The sequence below is a fragment of the Pseudomonas sp. MBLB4123 genome, assembly GCF_051904775.1.
In the GTDB taxonomy this organism is placed as follows: Bacteria; Pseudomonadota; Gammaproteobacteria; order Pseudomonadales; family Pseudomonadaceae; genus Aquipseudomonas; species Aquipseudomonas benzenivorans_B.
In genome coordinates this window covers 222370-243423 of record NZ_CP196711.1, presented here as the reverse complement: position 1 = coordinate 243423, position 21054 = coordinate 222370, and the positions used below count along the sequence as shown (strand labels likewise).

General features: G+C 66.1%; 21 protein-coding genes. 8 read left to right on the top strand and 13 right to left on the bottom strand.

The features are described from left to right. Positions 1–159: 159 nt before the first annotated feature. Complete coding sequence (locus ACSX1C_RS01150; protein WP_439887877.1) at positions 160–1512, top strand: diguanylate cyclase domain-containing protein; 1353 nt, start codon at positions 160–162, stop codon at positions 1510–1512. A 70-nt stretch (positions 1513–1582) separates the two neighbouring features. Here the strand turns inward: ACSX1C_RS01150 and fpr are convergent, their stop codons facing one another. Beyond that, positions 1583–2362: a ferredoxin-NADP reductase gene (gene fpr / locus ACSX1C_RS01145; RefSeq protein WP_439887876.1), complete on the bottom strand. Its 780-nt coding sequence runs from the start codon at positions 2360–2362 to the stop codon at positions 1583–1585. Positions 2363–2476: 114 nt separating this feature from the next. Between fpr and ACSX1C_RS01140 the strand changes: the two genes are divergently transcribed. Further along, complete coding sequence (locus ACSX1C_RS01140; protein WP_439887875.1) at positions 2477–3412, top strand: LysR family transcriptional regulator; 936 nt, start codon at positions 2477–2479, stop codon at positions 3410–3412. An 8-nt stretch (positions 3413–3420) separates the two neighbouring features. Here the strand turns inward: ACSX1C_RS01140 and erdR are convergent, their stop codons facing one another. Continuing rightward, positions 3421–4071: a response regulator transcription factor ErdR gene (gene erdR / locus ACSX1C_RS01135; protein ID WP_439887874.1), complete on the bottom strand. Its 651-nt coding sequence runs from the start codon at positions 4069–4071 to the stop codon at positions 3421–3423. A 216-nt stretch (positions 4072–4287) separates the two neighbouring features. Here erdR and ACSX1C_RS01130 point away from each other — a divergent pair, with 216 nt between their 5' ends. After that, positions 4288–5238, top strand: coding sequence for a DMT family transporter (locus tag ACSX1C_RS01130; RefSeq protein WP_439887873.1), 951 nt, complete (start codon positions 4288–4290; stop codon positions 5236–5238). Here ACSX1C_RS01130 and ACSX1C_RS01125 read toward each other — a convergent pair. Beyond that, positions 5174–5884, bottom strand: a complete 711-nt coding sequence (locus ACSX1C_RS01125; RefSeq protein WP_439887872.1) for a tRNA-uridine aminocarboxypropyltransferase — start codon at positions 5882–5884, stop codon at positions 5174–5176. The two genes, ACSX1C_RS01130 and ACSX1C_RS01125, sit on opposite strands and share 65 nt — an antisense overlap. A gap of 174 nt (positions 5885–6058) precedes the next feature. On the opposite strand from ACSX1C_RS01125, the gene ACSX1C_RS01120 reads away from it, so the two are divergent. The 3 genes from ACSX1C_RS01120 to ACSX1C_RS01110 all read left to right on the top strand — a co-directional run bounded on the left by ACSX1C_RS01120 (position 6059) and on the right by ACSX1C_RS01110 (position 9213). Continuing rightward, on the top strand, positions 6059–6460 hold the full coding sequence (locus ACSX1C_RS01120) for a quorum-sensing-regulated virulence factor family protein (protein WP_439887871.1): 402 nt from the start codon (positions 6059–6061) through the stop codon (positions 6458–6460). 114 nt (positions 6461–6574) lie between these two features. Next, positions 6575–7978 (top strand): MBL fold metallo-hydrolase RNA specificity domain-containing protein, encoded by a 1404-nt coding sequence (locus ACSX1C_RS01115; protein WP_439887870.1) that lies wholly within the window; start codon positions 6575–6577, stop codon positions 7976–7978. Between the two features lie 155 nt (positions 7979–8133). Continuing rightward, a complete protein-coding gene (locus tag ACSX1C_RS01110; protein ID WP_318642854.1) occupies positions 8134–9213 on the top strand; it encodes an LOG family protein in 1080 nt (359 codons plus the stop codon). Positions 9214–9376: 163 nt separating this feature from the next. Here the strand turns inward: ACSX1C_RS01110 and recX are convergent, their stop codons facing one another. The 3 genes from recX to ACSX1C_RS01095 all read right to left on the bottom strand — a co-directional run bounded on the left by recX (position 9377) and on the right by ACSX1C_RS01095 (position 11510). Further along, positions 9377–9838, bottom strand: a complete 462-nt coding sequence (gene recX / locus ACSX1C_RS01105; protein ID WP_439887869.1) for a recombination regulator RecX — start codon at positions 9836–9838, stop codon at positions 9377–9379. Positions 9839–9876: 38 nt separating this feature from the next. Then, positions 9877–10914, bottom strand: a complete 1038-nt coding sequence (recA, locus tag ACSX1C_RS01100) for a recombinase RecA (RefSeq protein WP_439887868.1) — start codon at positions 10912–10914, stop codon at positions 9877–9879. A gap of 83 nt (positions 10915–10997) precedes the next feature. Further along, positions 10998–11510, bottom strand: a complete 513-nt coding sequence (locus ACSX1C_RS01095; protein ID WP_439887867.1) for a CinA family protein — start codon at positions 11508–11510, stop codon at positions 10998–11000. 78 nt (positions 11511–11588) lie between these two features. On the opposite strand from ACSX1C_RS01095, the gene mutS reads away from it, so the two are divergent. Together mutS and fdxA are read left to right on the top strand one after the other, a co-directional pair. Next, a complete protein-coding gene (mutS, locus tag ACSX1C_RS01090; protein WP_439887866.1) occupies positions 11589–14162 on the top strand; it encodes a DNA mismatch repair protein MutS in 2574 nt (857 codons plus the stop codon). Between the two features lie 138 nt (positions 14163–14300). Next, positions 14301–14624, top strand: a complete 324-nt coding sequence (gene fdxA / locus ACSX1C_RS01085; protein ID WP_021441853.1) for a ferredoxin FdxA — start codon at positions 14301–14303, stop codon at positions 14622–14624. Between the two features lie 439 nt (positions 14625–15063). On the opposite strand, the gene rpoS is transcribed toward fdxA, so the two are convergent. From rpoS to ispF, 7 genes are all read right to left on the bottom strand, one after another. Continuing rightward, positions 15064–16071 (bottom strand): RNA polymerase sigma factor RpoS, encoded by a 1008-nt coding sequence (rpoS, locus tag ACSX1C_RS01080; RefSeq protein WP_318642862.1) that lies wholly within the window; start codon positions 16069–16071, stop codon positions 15064–15066. Between the two features lie 105 nt (positions 16072–16176). Further along, positions 16177–17031 (bottom strand): peptidoglycan DD-metalloendopeptidase family protein, encoded by an 855-nt coding sequence (locus ACSX1C_RS01075; RefSeq protein ID WP_439889460.1) that lies wholly within the window; start codon positions 17029–17031, stop codon positions 16177–16179. A 71-nt stretch (positions 17032–17102) separates the two neighbouring features. After that, positions 17103–18041, bottom strand: coding sequence for a DUF368 domain-containing protein (locus ACSX1C_RS01070; RefSeq protein WP_439887865.1), 939 nt, complete (start codon positions 18039–18041; stop codon positions 17103–17105). Positions 18042–18065: 24 nt separating this feature from the next. Then, complete coding sequence (locus tag ACSX1C_RS01065) at positions 18066–18701, bottom strand: protein-L-isoaspartate(D-aspartate) O-methyltransferase (RefSeq protein ID WP_318646349.1); 636 nt, start codon at positions 18699–18701, stop codon at positions 18066–18068. Between the two features lie 41 nt (positions 18702–18742). After that, a complete protein-coding gene (gene surE, locus ACSX1C_RS01060) occupies positions 18743–19492 on the bottom strand; it encodes a 5'/3'-nucleotidase SurE (RefSeq protein WP_318642864.1) in 750 nt (249 codons plus the stop codon). Then, a complete protein-coding gene (gene truD / locus ACSX1C_RS01055; protein WP_439887864.1) occupies positions 19480–20538 on the bottom strand; it encodes a tRNA pseudouridine(13) synthase TruD in 1059 nt (352 codons plus the stop codon). The genes surE and truD overlap by 13 nt, the downstream gene beginning before the upstream one ends. Then, entirely contained in the window at positions 20535–21008 is a 474-nt protein-coding gene (gene ispF, locus ACSX1C_RS01050; protein ID WP_439887863.1) for a 2-C-methyl-D-erythritol 2,4-cyclodiphosphate synthase, read from the bottom strand. The genes truD and ispF overlap by 4 nt, the downstream gene beginning before the upstream one ends. Positions 21009–21054: the final 46 nt, after the last annotated feature.

Sequence of the window (21054 nt, the reverse complement as noted above, 5' to 3'; positions counted from 1 at the left end):
TTGCAGAGCACTGCCGGGGGCCCAGTTTGCTCTGCGCACGCCTCGCGAGAAGTATTGCTTCCACAGCCAGCGGCCGGCGTCTAAGGTTGCTCTAAACATCATGCGCCTGTGCGCAGGCCCCGTGCCGATGTCCAGCAGTCAGAACGCGATGGTTGCGCAATGAAGAAACCGCCTTACTTGCCGAGCAGCAACGTCATCGACCTCCTGCTCGATGCCATCTGCGTCGTCGATCGAGAAGGGCACTTCGTGTTCGTCAGTGCCGCTTGCGAACGCATCTTCGGCTATGCCCCCGAGGAACTGCTCGGCCGGGCCGTGATCGACCTGGTGTTCCCCGAGGATCGCGCCATGACGCTGCAGGCGGCCCGGGAGATCATGGCGGGCCACAGCAAGCCGCACTTCGAGAACCGCTATGTACGCAAGGACGGCCAGATTGCCCACATCATGTGGTCGGCACGCTGGTCGGAGGAGGAGCAGGTACGCATCGCCGTCGCCCGCGACATCACCGAGCGCAAACGCGGCGAGTCGATGCTGGCAGCCACCTATGCCATCTCCGAGGCGGCGCACTCCGCCGAGGATCTGCTCGGCCTTTTCCAGCGGGTGCAGCGGATCATCGGCGAGCTGCTGCCGGCCAGCAACTTCACCGTGGTGCTGCGCGACGAGCAAGATGAGCGGCTGAGCGTCGCCTACCAGGCGGGCGAACGCCCACGGGCCAGCGCATCGCCGCAACCGGACCCGCTCAGTCTCAGCGCCCCCATCATCCGCAACGGGCAGACGCTGCGGCATTCGCCGACGCCGGAAAACGCCGGCGACGCAGGCCACTGGCTGGGCGTGCCGCTGAACGCGCGCAAGGGCATCATCGGTGCCCTGATCGTGCAGAGCCGTGACCCGGGCATGCGCTACGGCGAACGGGATCAGGAGCTGCTGCAGTACGTCTCGACCCAGGTGGCGGCCGCCATCGAGCACCAGAAGATGCTCGGCCGCCTGCAGTTCATGGCGCAATACGATCCGCTCACGCGGCTGCCCAACCGCACCCTGCTGTACGACCGCGTGCATCTCGCTCTGGCCCGGGCGCGTCGCGACCAGGCGCAACTGGCCCTGCTGTTCCTCGATCTGGACAGGTTCAAGCAGGTCAACGACAACCACGGTCACGCCGTCGGCGACCGACTGCTGCAACAGGTCGCCCTGCGCCTGCAGTCGTGCATTCGGCAAACGGATACGGCCGCCCGCCTGGGCGGTGATGAGTTCGTGGTGCTGCTCGAGGAAATCCACTCGCCGGAGCAGGTCATGGCGGTGGCCGAGAAGATTCGCCTGGCCCTCACCCCCCCCTTCGAGCTGGACGAGCATAGCCTGTACGTCCCCCCCAGCATCGGCGTGGCGCTCTATCCGCACCACGCGGGCGACACGCAGCAACTGCTGCAATACGCCGACAACGCCATGTACCTGGCGAAAAAGCGCGGCGGCAACGCCGTGCAGATCGCTCCAGAGGCCGCTACGGCCCTGAGCGGGTCATAGGTCGAACGAATACAGCACCCACTAAAAAGCTCGCCGAAGCGAGCCTTATAGTGGGTAGAACGCGTCGGCCTTACTTCTCGACGAAGGCGCGCTCGATCAGGTAGTCGCCCGGCTCGCCCAGCCGTGGCGAGATCTTCAGGCCGAAGCCGTCCAGCACGGCGCTGGTCTCGTCGAGCATGCTCGGGCTGCCGCAGATCATCGCGCGGTCGTCCTGCGGGTTGATCGGCGGCAGGCCGATATCGCGGAACAGTTTGCCGCTGCGCATCAGGTCGGTCAGCCGGCCCTGGTTCTCGAACTCCTCGCGGGTCACGGTCGGGTAGTAGATCAGCTTGCTCTTCAGGGCGTCGCCGAAGTACTCGTTCTGCGGCAGATGCTCGGTAATGAACTCGCGATAAGCCACCTCGTTGACGTAGCGCACGCCGTGCACCAGCACCACCTTCTCGTAGCGCTCGTAGGTCTCCGGGTCCTGGATCACGCTCATGAAGGGGGCCAGGCCGGTGCCGGTGCTGAGCAGGTAGAGGTGCTTGCCCGGCAGCAGGTCGTCCAGCAGCAGGGTCCCGGTGGGCTTGCGGCTGACCATCAGCTCGTCGCCTGGCTTGAGGTGCTGCAGCTTGGAGGTCAGCGGGCCGTCCGGCACCTTGATGCTGAAGAACTCCAGGTGATCCTCGTAGTTCGGGCTGGCGATCGAGTAGGCGCGCATCAGCGGGCGACCGTTGTCCTGCTGCAGGCCGATCATCACGAACTGACCGTTCTCGAATCGCAGGCCCGCACTGCGGGTGGTCTTGAAACTGAACAGGGTGTCGTTCCAGTGGTGGACGCTGAGCACGCGCTCGACGTTCAGATTGCTCATGCTGGCTTCCTCGAAGGCTCAGATACCCGATGCGGGTGATTGCGCGGCATTCTAGGCGGGCGCAGAATATCTGTTAAGTGGATAATTCTGATATGGCTTATCGGTTATATAGATATGCGATTTACGCTTAGACAGCTTCATGTGTTCGTCATCGCCGCCCAACAGGAAAGCGTGTCACGCGCGGCCGAGGCACTGGCCCTGTCGCAATCGGCCACCAGCACCTCGCTGAGCGAGCTGGAACGGCAATCGGGCTGCCAACTGTTCGACCGCTCCGGCAAGCGCCTGCGCCTCAATGCCCTGGGTCGCCAGCTGCTCCCCGAGGCGGTGGCCCTGCTCGACCAGGCCAAGGAGATCGAACGCCTGCTGGCCGGCAAGAGTGGCTTCGGTTCGCTGGATGTCGGCGCCACCCTGACCGTGGGCAATTACCTGGCGACCCTGCTGATCGGCACCTTCATGCAGCGTCACCCCGAGTGCCGGGTGAGGCTGCAGGTGCACAACACTGCCCACGTGGTCCAGCAGATCGCCCATTACGAACTGGACCTGGGGCTGATCGAGGGCGACTGCCAGCATCCGGATATCGAGGTGCAGCCCTGGGTGGAGGACGAGCTGGTGGTGTTCTGCGCCCCCCAGCATCCGCTGGCGCTACGCCGTGAGGCGGGCCTGGAGGAGTTGACCCGGGAGGCCTGGATTCTCCGCGAGCAGGGCTCCGGCACGCGCCTGACCTTCGACCAGGCCATGCGCCACCACCCGGCCTCGCTGAATGTCCGCCTGGAGCTGGAACATACCGAGGCGATCAAGCGCGCCGTGGAGTCGGGCCTGGGTATCGGCTGCATCTCGCGCCTGGCCCTGCGCGACGCCTTCCGCCGCGGCAGCCTGGTGGCGGTGGAAACGCCGACCCTGGATCTGCGCCGGCAGTTCTACTTCATCTGGCACAAACAGAAGTATCAGACCGCCGCCATGCGCGAGTTCCTCGTCCAGTGCCGGGCGCTGACCGCCGGGGTCAGGCGCAGCCACGAGATCGTGCTGCCGAATCTGGTCGAGCCGGGTTGAGGTGCGGCTCAGCCGCTGGGAATGGACTCCAGCTGCTGCAGCAGCAACGCCGCCTGGGTACGGGTGCGCACCCCCAGCTTGCGGAAGATCGCCGTGACATGGGCCTTCACGGTGGCCTCGGAGACGCTCAACTCGTAGGCGATCTGTTTGTTCAGCAGCCCCTCGCAGACCATGGTCAACACCCGGAACTGCTGGGGCGTCAGGCTGGCCAGCCCCTCGCTGGCGGCCTTGGCCTCGGCCGAAACGGCCGCCGCCTCCTCGGACTGCGGTGGCCACCAGACATCGCCGTCGAGCACTTGACGCACGGCCTGCTGGATGGTTTCCAGGGGACTGGACTTGGGGATAAAGCCGCTGGCGCCGAACTCCCGCGAACGCGCCACCACGGCGGCGTCCTCCTGGGCCGAGATCATCACCACGGGGACCTGCGGGTACTGTCCGCGCAGCAACACCAGGCCGGAGAAGCCGTAGGCGCCGGGCATATTCAGATCGAGCAGTACCAGGTCCCAGTCGGCCTTGGTCGTCAGGCACGCTTCCAGTTCGGCGATGCTGGCGGCCTCCACCAGCCGCACCTCCGGTCCCAGACCCAGGGTCAGCGCCTGCTGCAGGGCGCTGCGGAACAACGGATGATCGTCGGCTATCAGGATTTCATAGGTGGCCATCGGCAGATCCTGTTCTTGTTATGTGAGTCCCCACGGCGGCGTCTGTCACAGACGCACACGCGACGCTCAGGAGACAAGCCTGGGTCAGTGCCACACGGCAGTGGCCAAGGTCGCTCCGGCGCCTGAGGCGGCGCCCAGCATGCCGAGCGATGCCGGGGTGGTCAAGCGCGACGCTTTGCGGCACAGTCTGGGGCTTTGCCCAGCGAGAACCCTGCCATGCGAAGCCACGCCCTGCGCGCCGACCTGTTGATGCTGCTGACCGCCATGATCTGGGGCTCGGCCTTCGTCGCGCAACGCCTGGGCATGGACGCAGTAGGCCCCTTCCTCTACAGCGGCCTGCGTTTCGCCCTGGCCGCCCTGGTCCTCTTACCCCTGCTGCCGGTGCTGCAACGACTTTCGCGCAGCGCTCCGTTGCCCCCCGTGAATCGCCAGCTACTGCTCGGCGGCGGGCTGATGGGCCTGGCGCTGGCCCTGGGCATCAACCTGCAGCAGGTCGGCCTGCTGTTCACCAGCGTGACCAACTCCGGCTTCATCACTGGCCTGTACGTGATCATAGTACCGCTGCTCGGCCTGCTGGTCGGCCACAAGACCGGCCTGGGCATCTGGCTGGGCGCCTGCCTGGCGGTGGCCGGCATGTTCCTGCTGAGCGTCGGCGAGGGCTTCCAGGTCGCCTCCGGCGACTGGCTGCAACTGGCCGGCGCCTGCGTCTGGGGGGTCCATGTGCTGCTGGTCGGTTTCTTTGCCGGACGGCACGACCCGCTGCGCCTGGCCGTCGTGCAGTTCGTCACCTGCGCGCTGATCAGCCTGCTGCTGGCGGTGCTGTTCGAGGAAATTCACCTGGACGGCATCATCGCCGCCGGGCCGGCGATCCTCTACGGCGGCCTGTTCGGCGTGGCGATCGGCTTCACCCTGCAGGTGGTGGCGCAAAAGCACGCGATCGCCTCCCACGCGGCAATCATCCTCTCCCTGGAGGCGGTGTTCGCCGCCATCGCCGGCGCCCTGATGCTCGGCGAATCGCTCGAGTTACGCGGCTATTTCGGCTGCGCCCTGATGTTCGGCGGCATGCTGCTGGCGCAGCTGTGGCCGAGAAAGTCGCCGCCCCTCACAGAAACGCCCGCAAGCGCCGATGCAGTGGGTCATCGGCATCAATCGCGCGCTGCCTCTTAGCCGCCAGATAATGCTGGCTGAACACATCCAGATAGGCGCCCAGCGCCTCGCCGGCGCGCCGGTCGCCGGCCAACTCGAGACAGAGGGCGGCTACCTCGGCGGTGCATAGGTGGTCGCCCCGGGTGGAGCGGCGCAGGCGATAGCGCGACAACTGCTCCGGCTTGAAGCTCAGTACCGGCAGGCTGTCGAGGTAGGGGCTCTTGCGGAACATCTTGCGCGCCTCGGTCCAGGTCGCATCGAGCAGCACGAACAACGGCCGCTTGCCCGGCGCCACCTCGACCTCGCCGGTCACCCGCTGCGGCGCGGCATACTCACCGGGGAAGACCAGATAGGGCTGCCAATGCGGCTCGCTCAGCAGAGCCGGCAGGGCCGGATCGACCTCGGTGCGCAACCAGCCGAAGGCCGTGGTATCGGCCAGCACATCGGCGATCAGCCAGCCGGTGTTGCTCGGCTTGAGCGCCTCGACATCGTGCATCAGCAGGCACACGGCCGACTGCGCCTCGACTCGCGGCCGCCAGGCGCAGATGCAGTGGCTCGGAATCAGCCGGCAACTCGCGCAGCGCACCGCGCGGGAGCCGCGTGCCACGAAGGGTTTGACGCTGCGCGCGATCCGAGCGGCGCGCAAACGGGCAACGGCGTGGCTCATCGCGGCAACGCCTGGGAACATCTAAAGGACGCCATACTTGATCCTGGTCCGACGGGCGCGGCAGTCTAGCAAAGCCACCGCCCATCGGCGTGCATCCCACGACTGAAGGCGCCGTGGCTGAACCTCTGCCAGCCCCTGCCGGTCCAACCCTCGTCCCCTTTCCGGAGCCCCCCGATGCTGCGCCCTACCGCCCTGACCCTCGCCCTGCTCCTGCCCTTCGGCACCCAGGCCGCCTCGCTCAACAACCATGAGCTGACCAAGATGCTGGAACAGGTCGCCCGGCAAAGCAGCCAGGGCACACCGCGCGCCATCAATACCGACATCCTCGATCGCGGCTACACGGTCGAAGGCAACGAACTGATCAACCACCTCAGCGTGCGCGCCCGCCATGCCGCGCAGATGCGCGGCAATCCCGACACGGTGCGGACGCAGCTGGCCGACAGCGTGTGCCGCAATACCGGGTTCCGCCGCCTGCTGGCCCAGGGTGCGGTGCTGCGCTACCAGTTCAGCGAATACCAGAGCAATCGCCCGGTCACCAGCGAGCGCTTTGCCAAGGCCGATTGCGGCCTGCCGTAACGCCCCCCGTCCTGGGGAGCCGAACGGCGCCTGGACTGATGTGGATCAAGGCGTGCCAGGAAAACGCGCGGCAAGCTGTCGTCATCCTTTCCCGGCACGTGCGAGGAGTGGGTCATGGCGCTACTCAGCTTTCTCGGTGCCATTCGACAGGTCACCGGCTCCTGCTACCTGATCGAAAGCCGCGACGGCGTGCGGGTCCTGCTCGAATGCGGCATGCACCAGGGCCGCCGCCAAGAAGAGGACAGCAACCGCGCGCCCTTCCCCTTCGAGCCCGCCGGCCTCGACGCCGTGATCATCTCCCATGCCCACCTCGATCACAGCGGCCTGCTGCCGCGCCTGGTCGCGGCAGGCTACCGCGGCCCCATCTTCGCCACCCAGGCCTGCTGCGAACTGATGGAGCTGATGCTGCTGGACTCGGCGCATATTCAGGAAAAGGACGCCGAATGGGAAAGCAAGTGGCGGATGCGCCAGGGCAAGCCGCCGGTCAAACCGCTGTACACCCTCCGGGATGCCGAACGAACCCTCAAGCTGCGCCGACCGCTGGACTATGGTGAAACGCGGGAAGTGGCCGAGGGCATGCAGGTCTGCTTCCATGATGCCGGGCACATCCTAGGCTCCGCGATAGTCGAGCTCGAAGTGCAGGACCAGCAGCTGACCCGCCGGCTGGTGTTCTCCGGCGACCTGGGCAATAGCTGTTCGCCCTTGATGTGCGACCCGGCCACGCTGGACCGCGCCGACCTGGTGCTGCTCGAGTCCACCTACGGCGATCGCGATCATCGCAACAACGGCGAAACGCTCGACGAACTGGCGGCGATTCTGCAGCAGGCTCACCAGGATGGCGGCAATGTGCTGATCCCCTCCTTCGCCGTCGGCCGCACCCAGGACCTGCTCTACTACCTCGGACGTTTCTACCAGGAAGGTCGCCTGCCGCAGCAGGTGGTATTCCTCGACAGCCCCGTGGCTATCCGCGCCAACGTCATCTACGCCTGCTACCACGCACAGTTCGACCGGGCCCACCAGGCGGAGATCGAGGCCAGGCACGTCAGGCGCGCCGAGGACTGGCTGCCGATCCTGCGTTGCACGCCGACCCCCGACGAGTCCATGGCGATCAACCGGATCAAGAGCGGCGCGATCATCATCGCCGGCAGCGGCATGTGCAACGGCGGACGCATCGTTCACCACTTCAAGCACAACCTCTGGCGCAGCGATTGCCATCTGCTGTTCCCCGGCTTCCAGGCCAGAGGCACCCTGGGCCGCGCCATAGTCGACGGTGCGACCACGGCGAAGGTGCTGCACCAAGGCATCGCGGTGAAGGCCCGGGTACATACCCTCGGTGGCTTCTCTGCCCACGCCGGCCAGTCGCAGCTGCTGGACTGGATCAGCCACTTCGCCCAGCGCCCGGAGCTGTACCTGGTGCACGGCGAACTGGAGAAGATGCAGGCGTTGCAGCAGGCACTGCGCGAACGCCTGCAATGGGCCGCCCACATTCCCGAGCCCGGCCAACAGGTCGCCCTGTGAGACCGTACAGGCAGCCCGGCAGGACGCGCCGGCTCGCCCCCTCCCGCTCGATGCCATCCTGCCAAAGCGCCCCGACCCAGCCATACTCTTGGTCAGGAGCGGGCGCATCAGGGAATCGATACGACCCGGTCCGTATTAGAAAAAGGAGACGTTCTATGCCTTACGAATCGGACGACTATCTGTCTCGGCATTTCCAGACCAGTGGCATCGACCTGACCAGCAAGGTGGAGGAGCTCACCACACTGGTCGTGCCCCCGGACAGCCCCAACCTGCCGCTGTACCGGGAAATGCTCATCACGGTGATCCGCATGGCCCAGGCCGACCGCAATCGCTGGGACGCCAAGATCATGCTGCAGACCCTGCGCGAAATGGAGCACGCCTTCAGCACGCTGGAACAATTCAAGCGACGGCGCAAGGTCACGGTGTTCGGCTCGGCGCGCACCCCGCTCGACCACCCTCTGTACGGCCTGGCCCGGGAGCTGGGCGCGACCCTGGCGCGTTACGACCTGATGGTGGTGACCGGCGCCGGCGGCGGCATCATGGCCGCCGCTCACGAAGGCGCCGGCCTGGAAAACAGCCTCGGCTTCAACATCACCCTGCCCTTCGAACAAGGCGCCAATGCCACGGTGGAAGGCAGCGGCAACCTGCTGTCGTTCCACTTCTTCTTCCTGCGCAAGCTGTTCTTCGTCAAGGAAGCCGATGCCCTGGTGCTCTGCCCGGGGGGCTTCGGCACCCTGGACGAGGCCCTGGAAGTGCTGACCCTGATCCAGACCGGCAAGAGCCCGCTGGTACCGGTCGTGCTGCTGGACCAGCCCGGCGGCAGCTATTGGCAGGAACACCTGGCCTTTATCGAGAAGCAGGTGCTGGCTCACGGCTACATCCTGCCCAGCGACCTGAATCTGATGCACCTGGTGCACAGCGCCGACGAAGCGGCCGAGGAGATCGCCCGGTTCTACCGCAACTTCCACTCCAGCCGCTGGCTGAAGGGACACTTCGTCATCCGCCTCAACCATCCGCTCAGTGAGGCAGCCCTGGGGCAGCTGAACCACGACTACGCCGACCTGTGCACGGGCGGCGGCTTCCAGCAACAGCCACCCTCGGTGCTGGAGCAAGACGAGCCGGAGCTGCATCATCTGACGCGCCTGGCCTTCGCCTTCAATGGACGCGACCATGGCCGCCTGCGCGAGCTGCTGAACTTCATCAACTTGCCACAGAGCTGGGCGAAGAACGCCTGACGCTGCCTGGCACGCTCGACAGCGGAGGCGGGGGGATCAGGAGCCGCGCCTAGCTCTCCCCGCCACAGGCAAGCTGCCGGGCTAGGCCATTCGTAAGCGCTTGGACGCAGCCTTGCGCCACGCGAGGAACTTCGACCGGCGCCGCGACTAGGCGCTTGCCGGCTTAGTCCTCCACGCCACGCAGCAGGCGCCCGATCGACTCAAGGGAGAAGCCACGATAGGCGAGAAAGCGCCCCTGCTGGGCCCGTTCGCGGGCGTCGCCCGGTAACTTGCCGGCGAACTTGCGCTGCCAGGTTTCCTGCAGCCGCTCGCTCCAGTCGATGCCGCTGTCGCGTAGCGCCTGCTCGACCTCCGCCCGAGCCAGGCCCCGCTGGGTCAGCTCCTCACGGATCCGCTGCGGGCCGTAACCGGCCCGCGCGCGATGGTCGATGAAACTCTCCAGGTAGCGGGCCTCGGACAGCAAGCCCTCCTCGGCCAGGCGATCGAGAGCCGCCTCGATCGCCTCGACGGCGGCGCCGCGCTGGCGCAGCTTGCGCGTCAGCTCGACCCGGCCATGCTCCCGACGCGCCAACAGATCCATCGCGGCACGACGTACCGCCAACGGATTGTCGAGGATCACGGACATGCGCTACGCCCTGCTGCTATGGCCGCCCAGCGGGGCGATCAGGCGTCGACTTCGGCCAGATCGTCGGCGGCGGCCTTGGCCGGAGTGCTGGAGACCAGCAACTTCTCGCGGATCAGACCTTCGATGGTGCGCGCCACGTCTGGATTGTCCTCCAGGTACTTGGCCGAGTTGGCCTTGCCCTGGCCGATCTTGTTGCCCTGGTAGCTGTACCAGGCGCCGGACTTCTCCAGCAGGCCGAGCTGCACGCCGAGGTCGATGATCTCGCCGTTGCGGTAGATGCCCTTGCCATAGAGGATCTGGAACTCGGCCTGGCGGAAGGGCGGTGCCACCTTGTTCTTGACGATCTTGACCCGGGTCTCGCTGCCGACCACCTCGTCGCCTTCCTTGACCGCGCCGGTGCGACGGATGTCCAGGCGCACCGAGGAGTAGAACTTCAGGGCGTTGCCGCCGGTGGTGGTCTCCGGGCTGCCGAACATCACGCCGATCTTCATGCGGATCTGGTTGATGAAGATCACCAGGCAGTTGGCGTTCTTGATGTTGCCGGTGATCTTGCGCAGCGCCTGGGACATCAGGCGCGCCTGGAGGCCCACGTGCATGTCGCCCATCTCGCCCTCGATTTCCGCCTTGGGCACCAGGGCCGCCACGGAGTCGACGATGATCACGTCGATGGCGTTGGAGCGCACCAGCATGTCGGTGATCTCCAGGGCCTGCTCGCCGGTGTCCGGCTGCGACACCAGCAGGTCGTCGACATTCACGCCGAGCTTTCCGGCGTAGTCCGGGTCCAGCGCGTGTTCGGCGTCGACGAAGGCGCAGGTGGCGCCGAGCTTCTGCGCTTCGGCGATCACCGACAGGGTCAGGGTGGTCTTGCCCGAGGACTCAGGACCGTAGATCTCGACGATGCGGCCCTTCGGCAGGCCGCCGATACCCAGGGCGATGTCCAGGCCGAGCGAGCCGGTGGAGATGGCCGGAATCGCCTGGCGCTCGTGATCGCCCATGCGCATCACCGCGCCCTTGCCGAACTGCTTTTCGATCTGGCCCAGGGCAGCCGCCAAGGCGCGCTTCTTATTCTCGTCCATTGAAGTCCTCACGTGATCAAGAGGGCCTGACGGCCAACAACTGTATAAGTAGACAGTATTATTCCATAGGGCAAGTCGCCCGCCTACCCCGCCCCCGGATTTTCTTTCGCCGACAGGCGCAGCAGCCCCTCTAGGGCGGCCTCGACCGTTTGTCGGCGCACCTGGGCACGGTCGCCGACGAACTGCCGACGCCGGCTGAACAGCTGCCCGCCGTCGCCCCAGGCCAGCCAGACGGTGCCCACCGGCTTGTCCGGCGAACCGCCGTCCGGACCGGCCACGCCACTGACCGCAACCGCATAACGCGCGCCACTGGCGGCCTGGGCGCCACGCACCATGGCCTCGACCACCTCGCGACTGACCGCCCCCACCGTGCCGAACAGGTCCTCGGCCACGCCCAGTAGCTTGCTCTTCTGCGCGTTGGAATAGGTCACGTAGCCGGCCTCGAACCAGGCCGAGCTGCCGGGAATCCGGGTAATGGCCTCGGCGATGCCGCCGCCGGTACAGGACTCGGCCGTGCTCACCTGCTCCCTGGCGGCCAGCAGTCGCGCCCCCAGCTCGGCGGCCAGGCGGGTCAGCTCTCGATCATCCACAGTCATCGCTACTCCGGGGTGAAACGGGCAAGGGGGATACCCTACACTAGGCGCTTTTGCGATTCAGCCGGACAGTCCAGAACGATGAGCCAAAGCGATCTCAGCGCCCACACCCCGATGATGCAACAGTACTGGAAGTTGAAGAATCAGCACCCTGACCAGCTGATGTTCTACCGCATGGGCGACTTCTACGAGATCTTCTACGAGGACGCCAAGAAGGCCGCCAAGCTGCTCGACATCACCCTCACCGCCCGCGGCCAGTCCGCCGGCCAGGCCATTCCGATGTGCGGCATCCCCTTCCACTCGGTCGAAGGCTACCTGGCCAAATTGGTCAAACTCGGCGAGTCGGTGGTGATCTGCGAACAGGTCGGCGACCCGGCCACCAGCAAGGGCCCGGTCGAGCGCCAGGTGGTGCGCATCATCACCCCCGGCACGGTGAGCGACGAGGCCCTGCTCGACGAGCGCCGCGACAACCTGCTGGCCGCCGTGCTGGGCGACGAGCGCCTGTTCGGCCTGGCGGTGCTGGACATCACCAGCGGCCGCTTCAGTGTGCTGGAGATCAAGGGCTGGGAAAACCTGCTGGCCGAGCTGGAACGGCTCAACCCGGTCGAGCTGCTGATTCCCGACGACTGGCCCCAGGGCCTGCCGGCCGAGAAGCGCCGCGGCGCCCGGCGCCGCGCGCCCTGGGACTTCGAGCGCGATTCGGCGCACAAGAGCCTGTGTCAGCAGTTCGGCACCCAGGACCTCAAGGGCTTCGGCTGCGAGAACCTGACCCTGGCCATCGGCGCCGCCGGCTGTCTGCTCGGCTACGCCAAGGAAACCCAGCGCACCGCCCTGCCGCACCTGCGCAGCTTGCGCCATGAACGCCTCGACGACACGGTGATACTCGACGGCGCCAGCCGGCGCAATCTGGAGCTGGACATCAACCTCGCCGGCGGCCGCGACAACACCCTGCAGTCGGTGGTCGACCGCTGCCAGACCGCCATGGGCAGCCGCCTGCTCAGCCGTTGGCTGAACCGCCCGCTGCGCGACCGCGCGGTGCTGGAGGCACGCCAGGAGTCCATCGCCTGTTTCCTGGAAAACTATCGCTTCGAGACCCTGCAGCCGCAACTCAAGGAGATCGGCGACCTGGAGCGCATCCTCGCCCGTATCGGCCTGCGCAACGCCCGCCCCCGCGACCTGGCCCGCCTGCGCGATGCCCTGGCGGCGCTGCCGCAGCTGCAACAGGCGATGAGTCAGCTGGAGGCCCCGCACCTGTGCGAGCTGGCTGCCACCGTCGCCACCTACCCGGAGCTGGCGGACCTGCTGGCGCGGGCGATCATCGACAACCCGCCGGCGGTGATCCGCGAGGGCGGGGTACTGAAGACTGGCTACGACGCCGAGCTGGACGAGCTGCAGGCCCTCAGCGAGAACGCCGGCCAGTACCTGATGGACCTGGAAACCCGGGAGAAGGCCCGCACCGGTCTGGCCAACCTCAAGGTCGGCTACAACCGCGTGCACGGCTATTACATCGAACTGCCGAGCAAGCAGGCCGAATCGGCTCCCGCCGACTACATCCGCCGCCAGACCCTCAAGGGCGCCGAGCGCTTCATCACCCCCGAACTCAAGGAGTTCGAGGACAAGGCGTTGTCGGCCAAGAGCCGTGCCCTGGCCCGCGAGAAGATGCTCTACGAGGCCCTGCTGGAGCAGCTGATCGGACACCTGGCGCCGCTGCAGGACAGCGCCGCCGCCCTGGCCGAGCTGGACGTGCTGAGCAACCTGGCCGAGCGTGCCCTGAATCTGGACCTCAACCGCCCGCGCTTCGTCGACGAGCCCTGCATGCGCATCGAGCAGGGCCGCCATCCGGTGGTCGAGCAGGTGCTGACCACACCCTTCGTGGCCAACGACCTGAGCCTGGACGATGCGACGCGCATGCTGATCATCACCGGGCCGAACATGGGCGGTAAGTCCACCTATATGCGCCAGACGGCACTGATAGTGTTGCTCGCCCACATCGGCAGTTTCGTCCCGGCGGCCAGCTGCGAGCTGTCGCCGGTCGACCGCATCTTCACCCGTATCGGCTCGAGCGACGACCTGGCCGGCGGCCGCTCGACCTTCATGGTGGAGATGAGCGAGACCGCCAACATCCTGCACAACGCCAGCGAGCACAGCCTGGTGCTGATGGACGAGGTGGGCCGCGGCACCAGCACCTTCGACGGCCTGTCGCTGGCCTGGGCGGCCGCCGAGCAGCTGGCCAAACTGCGCGCCTATACCCTGTTCGCCACCCATTACTTCGAGCTGACCGTGCTGCCGGAGAGCCAGCCGATCGTCGCCAACGTGCACCTCAATGCCACCGAGCACAACGAGCGCATCGTGTTCCTGCATCATGTGCTGCCCGGCCCGGCCAGCCAGAGCTATGGCCTGGCCGTGGCGCAGCTGGCCGGCGTGCCCGGCGAGGTGATCGGCCGCGCCCGCGAGCATCTGGCGCGCCTGGAAACCACCAGCCTGCCCCACGAATTACCGGCACAAGCGCCGGGACAGGCCGCTGCCCCCCTGCAAAGCGATATGTTCGCCAGCCTGCCCCACCCCCTGCTGGAGGAATTGTCGAGGATCAATCCGGATGATCTGACGCCGCGCCAGGCGCTTGAACTGTTATATACATGGAAGACACGCGTCTAACGCAGACCCGTACAAACTGTTAGAATCGCGCGCATTTTTATGACTGCCCGGTTTAAAGCCTGAGCCGCGGCCAATAACGAACGCCTGCAAGCCCGGCACAGACCGGGCCAGGCCGCCGCCCGAGGAGAGAATCGAACCATGACCTTCGTCGTTACCGACAACTGCATCAAGTGCAAATACACCGACTGCGTGGAAGTCTGCCCCGTCGACTGCTTTTACGAAGGCCCGAACTTCCTGGTGATCCACCCGGACGAGTGCATCGACTGTGCCCTCTGCGAGCCGGAGTGCCCGGCCCAGGCGATCTTCTCCGAGGACGAGGTGCCGGAGGACATGCAAGAGTTCATCGAGCTGAACGCCGACCTGGCCGAGGTCTGGCCGAACATTACCGAGAAGAAGGACGCCCTGGCCGATGCCGAGGAGTGGGACGGCGTGAAGGACAAGCTGCAGCACCTGGAACGCTGAAACCTTTCCAGCGCCCATAAAAAGACCCGCCATGTGCGGGTCTTTTGCTTTCCTGCGGGCAAAAAAAGGGGCGGGATAACCCGCCCACTCTTTTGTCCCTATTCCCTTTATTTCCCAGCTCATCGTCCTGATGAAATCGCATCCTGCGATTGTCCTGGCCACCATCCTTAGCGACCCGTGCCTGTCCCTCGACACAGGTGTGATATTAGCGCCTTGCGGGACAGCTACAAGCCAGTGGAAACGTGCCAGGCCCCACGACGCATGGCCCCACATAAATATAAAATACTTATATATCAATAACTTAACTAATTAACCCAGGCTTCAAGAGCTACTAGCACGCGACACTTTCCCGCAATCGCTTACACAAGCTGTAAGCAATGACTTACATGAGCGCACACAAAAAACCCGGCCTCGGCCGGGTTCCTTGATTAGCGCCTGCCTACTGGAACAATGCATCACTCGACAAGCCATTGCTCTCCAGGATTTCCCGCAGGCGCTTGAGTGCCTCGACCTGGATCTGCCGTACCCGCTCGCGGGTCAGACCGATCTCCTGGCCGACCTCCTCCAGGGTGCAGCTCTCATGACCGCGCAGGCCGAACCGACGCACCACCACCTCGCGCTGCTTGTCGGTCAGCTCTGACAGCCACTGGTCGATGCTTTGCGAAAGATCATCGTCCTGCAGCAGCTCGCAGGGGTCGGTCGGGCGGTCGTCGGTCAGGGTATCGAGCAGGGTCTTGTCCGAGTCCGGGCCGAGGGACACATCCACCGAGGAGACCCGCTCATTCAGGCCCAGCATGCGTTTGACCTCGCCCACCGGCTTCTCCAGCAGATTGGCGATCTCCTCTGCCGATGGCTCGTGATCGAGCTTCTGGGTCAGCTCGCGAGCGGCACGCAGGTAGACGTTGAGCTCCTTGACCACATGAATCGGCAGGCGAATGGTGCGGGTCTGGTTCATGATCGCCCGCTCGATGGTCTGGCGAATCCACCAGGTGGCATAGGTCGAGAAACGGAAGCCACGCTCGGGATCGAACTTTTCCACGGCCCGAATCAAGCCGAGGTTACCCTCCTCGATCAGATCCAAGAGCGACAGGCCGCGATTGACGTAGCGCCGGGCGATCTTCACCACCAGCCGCAGGTTGCTCTCGATCATGCGCTTTCGCCCGGCGGGATCGCCCTTCTGCGCCAAGCGCGCGAAGAACACCTCCTCCTCGGGAGTCAGCAGGGGGGAGAAGCCGATTTCGTTGAGGTACAGCTGAGTGGCGTCGAGCGCCCGGGTGTAGTCGATGTACTTGTGCTGCTTGCTGCTGGTAGAACTTTTGGCCTTAGCGCGAGAGGCCGGCGCTGGCGTCTCCCTGCTCGGCCCGCCGTCCAGAACAATGCCGGGCTCCATCAGGAGAACTTCATCGTCGACGTCAAACTCCGGCGTTTCTTTTTTTTTGAGAGCCATTGTGGTTGCTCCTTGCTGAGTTCGACAGCAAGCCCGAGCGTCGCCTGAATCCTTGGCTACACTTGAGCCCGTTGAGCCCACGAAAAGGAACGGGCTGGCGACCGATCAGCGGCGTGGCAGGTATTGCAATGGATCTACAGGCTTACCTTGGCGGCGAATTTCAAAATGAAGCTTCACCCGATCGGTCCCCGTGGATCCCATCTCGGCAATCGTCTGTCCCGCCTTGACCCGTTGCCCCTCCCGTACCAACAGCCTGCGGTTGTGTCCGTAGGCACTGACGTAGGTATCGCTGTGCTTGATGATCAGCAACTCGCCGTAGCCCCGCAAACCACTCCCGGCGTACACCACTGAGCCATCAGACGCAGCTAAAACAGGCTGGCCCAATTCCCCGGCGATATCAATGCCTTTATTCAAACTACCGTTTGAGGAAAAACGTCCGATTACCGCACCATTCGACGGCCAGGCCCAGCCCGTGGCCGAACGCTGTACCGGCTGCACCGGCGTGCTGGCCGAGACGACCCGAGGTGGCGTCGAAGGCGCGCTACGCACCTGCGGGGCCGGAGCCGGAACGGCGACCGTCGGCTGCTTGACCGCCGGCGCCGGGATAGGTGCCGGCGCCGTCCTCGCCACGGTCGAGGGCGGCGTGGCGCGCTGGCCGTCGAAGCGAATCACCTGCCCTACCCGGATCAGGTAAGGCGCCGTGATGCCGTTGCGAGCGGCCAGGGCCTTCCAGTCCCAACCGAAGCGAAACGCGATCGAGTAGAGGGTATCGCCACGACGCACCACATACTGGCCGCTGGTCACGGTCGGCCGCTGCTGGGCTGCGGCCGCGCCACGCTGATTACGGTCGACCACCTGCACCCCGCCCGGCGGCGGGCTGGCGCAACCACTCAACAGCGCCCCCAGAACCAGGCCACCCAAGAGGCAGCGCACACTGCTGCGGACAATTCGCGATGGCATGGCCGTGGAACTCACCCGGGTCTTCCTCATCTGGCTACTGGCTGGGGCTGTTGGCGCGTATTGTGCCGTAATTAATTGGCGCAGCCAGCGTTTTGCTGAGGCCGCCCGGCCAACCACTCCAGACCGAGCACCAGCAACACGCCGGCCAGCGCCAGGAGGATGGCCAGCAGCAGCTGTGGGTCCTGACCGCTGACTTCGGCGAAGCGTGCGGGCGACAGGTTGGCCTGCAGCAGCGGCACCTGCTCGCCGTGACGGTTGGTCTGCCAGCTGAGCGTTTCCTTCCACGGCCAGATCTTGTTCAGCGAGCCGAGCATCAAACCGGTCAGAAACGCCAGCGCGAGATCGCGCCAGCGCACCAGCAGCCAGCGCAGCAGGCTGGCGAAACTGACCAGGCCGACCAGGCAGCCGCTGGCGAAGAGTGCCAGCACGCCGATGTCCAGACTCTTGACCGCGCCGAGCACGAAGGGGTAGAGCCCCAGCAGCACCAGGATGAAGCTGCCGGACACCCCCGGCAGGATCATCGCGCAGATGGCGATGGCGCCGGCCAGGACCACACTCAGGGGGTCGGTGTCCCACTGCATCGGCGAGGCCACGGTGATCCAGTAAGCGAAGGCCGCGCCGAGGACGAAGCTGAGTCCGCGGCTCCAGTTCCAGCGCTGAATTTCCCGCGCCACTATATGGGAGGAGACCAGGATCAAGCCGAAAAAGAACGACCAGACCGGAATCGGCTGCTCCACCAACAGGTAGCTGATCACCCGCGCCAGGCTGACGACGCTGGTCAGGATGCCGGCCAACAGCACCAGCAGGAAGGTCCCGTTGGCGGCCTGCCAGGCGGCAGCGATGCGCCCGCGCAGCAGCAGCCCGACGGCAGCTGGCACGCTGGCGATCGAGCGCAGCAACTCGTCATAGATGCCGCTGATAAAGGCCACGGTGCCGCCGGACACGCCGGGCACCACATCGGCAGCGCCCATGGCGATGCCCTTGGCATAGAGCAGGAAATACTTGTTCATGGGTCCATCCGGTTACGCGAAAGATCAGGCCAGCGGCCCGTTGAGCAGGGGCACGAAGCGCACGGCATCCAGCACATGCCGGGAGAAGCCATGCTCCTCGCGAACGATCAGCAGCAGTTGCTGCACATCGCCGGCACCGACCGGAATCACCAGACGCCCGCCCGGGGCCAGTTGATCGAGCAGCGCCTGCGGCACCTCGGAAGCCGCCGCGGTGACGATGATGCCGTTGTAGGGGGCCAGCGCCGACCAGCCCTCCCAGCCATCGCCCCAGCGGAACACCACATTGCGCAGGTTCAGCTCGCTCAGGCGCTCCTTGGCGCGCTCCTGCAGTCCCTGGATACGTTCGACGGTGAACACCCGCTCGACCAGTTGGGCGAGGATGGCGGTCTGGTAGCCGGAGCCGGTGCCGATCTCCAGCACCTTGTCCAGGGGGCCGGCGGCCAGCAGCAGCTCGCTCATCCGCGCCACCATATAAGGCTGGGAGATGGTCTGATTGCTGCCGATCGGCAAGGCAGTGTCTTCATAGGCCCGGTGCGCCAGGGCCTCGTCGACGAACAGGTGACGCGGCGTGCGGCGGATGGCCTCGAGCACGTGGGCATTGGACAGCCCCTCTTCATAGAGGCGCTGGATCAGCCGCTCGCGGGTGCGCTGCGAAGTCATGCCGATGCCGTGGCGGTGCAGTTCGTCCTGTTCGCGATTCATCAGAGTAAGCTCTCCAGCCAGGGTTGCAGGCCGTTCAAGCCCTCCTTGAAGGTGCGATCGAGCTGCAGCGGGGTCACCGACACATAGCCCTGCGACACCGCGTGAAAGTCCGTACCCGGCCCGCCGTCCTCGGCCGCGCCGGCCGCGGAAATCCAGTAGCCCTCCTTGCCGCGCGGGTTGGTCACCTTGACCGGGGCGGCCGCGCGGGCGCGGTGGCCCAGGCGCGTCAACTGGATGCCGCGAATCTGCTCCAGGGGCAGGTTGGGCACGTTGACATTGAGCACGGTGCGCGGCGGCAGATCGAGGCGCTCGTGGGCGGCCACCAGCTTGCGCGCGAAATAGGCGGCGGTCGGCAGGTTGTCCGGCGCCCGCGACAGCAGCGAGAAGGCGAACGCCGGCCGCAGCAGGAAACGGCCCTCCAGCGCCGCGGCCACGGTGCCCGAATAGAGCACGTCGTCGCCCAGGTTGGCGCCGAGGTTGATGCCCGACACCACCAGATCCGCCAGCTCGGGCAACAGCCCGTTCAACCCTAGGTGCACACAATCGGTGGGCGTGCCATTGACGCTGATGAAGCCGTTGGCCAGGGTGTGCGGGTGCAGCGGGCGGTCCAGGGTCAGGGAGCTGCTGGCGCCACTGCGGTCCTGATCGGGGGCGATCACCGTGCAGTCGGCGTAGTCGTGCAGCGCGGCGTGCAGCGCGGCAAGGCCGGGCGCCGCCACGCCGTCGTCGTTAGAAATCAGAATACGCATGGGTTATCCGTCTGCCCTGCCGGCAGCAGATCGACGAGCTCGCGCACCAGTGCGGTGGCGAAGCATCCAGCCGGCAGGACGAATTCCAGTTGCAGAATGTCAGGCTCCGGATAATGCCACGTCAGCCCGCCGATGGGGAGGCGCAGGATGCGCCGTTCGTGCTGCAGGCCCGCTTCTGCCAACCAATCGAGCAGATCGGCCTCGTCGCCGACCAGCTCCTGCTCCAGTTGCTGGACGGCGCCAACCGCCGGCGAGGCGCCGGCGCCCCACAACGGCCCGGTCGGGTGCAGGTCGAGCCGGGCCAGACGCGGGTCGGCGCACTCCGCCGCGCCGGCCACGAAGAAGCTGCGGCTGTCGGTGAAGGCCAGCAGATCGCCGGGCTGCGCCCTGTTCCAGCTGCCGGCGGTCACCCGCGCGGCGAGGGTGCGATTGAACAGGTAGCTGCGCACCGCCGAGAGCAGCCGCGAGCGCACATTGCGCTTCTCGGGCAGGCTCCTGGCCGCGGCGAGATGCCGGGCATGGGCCAGGTTGCCGCCCTCGTGGCCGAAGCGCTGCAAGCCGTAGTAGTTGGGAATGCCCTGGGCGGCGATCTGCTGCAGGCGCCGCTCCAGCGCCGCGGTGTCGGCGCTGAGCTGGGTCAGGCGCAGGATGAAGCCGTTGGCCGCGTGGGCGCCGCGCTGCAGCTTGCGCGCATGGCGCACGCGCTTGAGGATCCTCAGCTCCGCGCTCTCGGCGGCCCCCAGGTCCGGATCGGCCTTGCCCGGCAGGTGCAGGCTGAACCATTGCCGGGTCAGGGCCTGGCGATCCTTGAGGCCGGCATAGCTGATCAGCCGCAGCGGCACCCCGGCGGCGCGGGCGATGCGCTTGGCGGCCTCCTCGGTATTCAGGCCGCGCTTCTCCACCCACAGCCAGAGGTGCTCGCCCTCCCCCGCCAGGGGGATGTCCAGCACCTCGTCGACCTGGAAGTCCTCGGCGCTGGCCTTGAGCACGGCGCTGCCGCAGGCCGGACCATGGGCACGGGGCCCGAGCAGTTCGAACTCGGTCATGGCGCGACCAACAGCGCCACGGCATGCACCGCGATGCCTTCCTCGCGCCCGGTGAAGCCGAGCTTCTCGGTGGTGGTGGCCTTGACGTTGACCTGTTCCGGCGCGACCTGCAGGTCCTCGGCGATCAGCGCGCGCATGGCCGGGATATGCGGGGCCATCTTCGGCGCCTGGGCGACTATGGTGGCGTCGACGTTGCCGACCGCCCAGCCCTTGGCGCGGATCAGGCCGAGCACGTGGCGCAGCAGCACGCGACTGTCGGCGCCCTTGAAGCGCGGGTCGGTGTCGGGGAAGTGCTGGCCGATATCGCCCAGCGCCGCGGCGCCGAGCAGCGCATCGCACAGCGCGTGCAGCAGCACGTCGCCGTCGGAGTGGGCGAGCAGCCCGAAGCTGTGGGTAATCCGCACGCCGCCGAGGGTGACGAACTCGCCCTCGGTGAAACGGTGTACGTCGTAACCGTGACCAATACGCATAAAGAACAACGCCCTGAAAAGTCAGGGCGTGATTCTACAGGACTCG

Coding starts and splice junctions, on each gene's coding strand:
- ACSX1C_RS01115 (WP_439887870.1), top strand. CDS start 6,575: ATGGCGCTACTCAGCTTTCTCGGTGCCATTCGACAGGTCACCGGCTCC.
- recA (WP_439887868.1), bottom strand. CDS start 10,914: ATGGACGAGAATAAGAAGCGCGCCTTGGCGGCTGCCCTGGGCCAGATC.
- erdR (WP_439887874.1), bottom strand. CDS start 4,071: ATGGCCACCTATGAAATCCTGATAGCCGACGATCATCCGTTGTTCCGC.
- fpr (WP_439887876.1), bottom strand. CDS start 2,362: ATGAGCAATCTGAACGTCGAGCGCGTGCTCAGCGTCCACCACTGGAAC.
- recX (WP_439887869.1), bottom strand. CDS start 9,838: ATGTCCGTGATCCTCGACAATCCGTTGGCGGTACGTCGTGCCGCGATG.
- ACSX1C_RS01150 (WP_439887877.1), top strand. CDS start 160: ATGAAGAAACCGCCTTACTTGCCGAGCAGCAACGTCATCGACCTCCTG.
- ACSX1C_RS01095 (WP_439887867.1), bottom strand. CDS start 11,510: ATGACTGTGGATGATCGAGAGCTGACCCGCCTGGCCGCCGAGCTGGGG.
- ACSX1C_RS01140 (WP_439887875.1), top strand. CDS start 2,477: ATGCGATTTACGCTTAGACAGCTTCATGTGTTCGTCATCGCCGCCCAA.
- ACSX1C_RS01130 (WP_439887873.1), top strand. CDS start 4,288: ATGCGAAGCCACGCCCTGCGCGCCGACCTGTTGATGCTGCTGACCGCC.
- ACSX1C_RS01065 (WP_318646349.1), bottom strand. CDS start 18,701: ATGACTTCGCAGCGCACCCGCGAGCGGCTGATCCAGCGCCTCTATGAA.
- ACSX1C_RS01070 (WP_439887865.1), bottom strand. CDS start 18,041: ATGAACAAGTATTTCCTGCTCTATGCCAAGGGCATCGCCATGGGCGCT.
- ACSX1C_RS01110 (WP_318642854.1), top strand. CDS start 8,134: ATGCCTTACGAATCGGACGACTATCTGTCTCGGCATTTCCAGACCAGT.
- ACSX1C_RS01125 (WP_439887872.1), bottom strand. CDS start 5,884: ATGAGCCACGCCGTTGCCCGTTTGCGCGCCGCTCGGATCGCGCGCAGC.
- rpoS (WP_318642862.1), bottom strand. CDS start 16,071: ATGGCTCTCAAAAAAAAAGAAACGCCGGAGTTTGACGTCGACGATGAA.
- surE (WP_318642864.1), bottom strand. CDS start 19,492: ATGCGTATTCTGATTTCTAACGACGACGGCGTGGCGGCGCCCGGCCTT.
- fdxA (WP_021441853.1), top strand. CDS start 14,301: ATGACCTTCGTCGTTACCGACAACTGCATCAAGTGCAAATACACCGAC.
- mutS (WP_439887866.1), top strand. CDS start 11,589: ATGAGCCAAAGCGATCTCAGCGCCCACACCCCGATGATGCAACAGTAC.
- ACSX1C_RS01120 (WP_439887871.1), top strand. CDS start 6,059: ATGCTGCGCCCTACCGCCCTGACCCTCGCCCTGCTCCTGCCCTTCGGC.
- truD (WP_439887864.1), bottom strand. CDS start 20,538: ATGACCGAGTTCGAACTGCTCGGGCCCCGTGCCCATGGTCCGGCCTGC.
- ACSX1C_RS01075 (WP_439889460.1), bottom strand. CDS start 17,031: ATGCCATCGCGAATTGTCCGCAGCAGTGTGCGCTGCCTCTTGGGTGGC.
- ispF (WP_439887863.1), bottom strand. CDS start 21,008: ATGCGTATTGGTCACGGTTACGACGTACACCGTTTCACCGAGGGCGAG.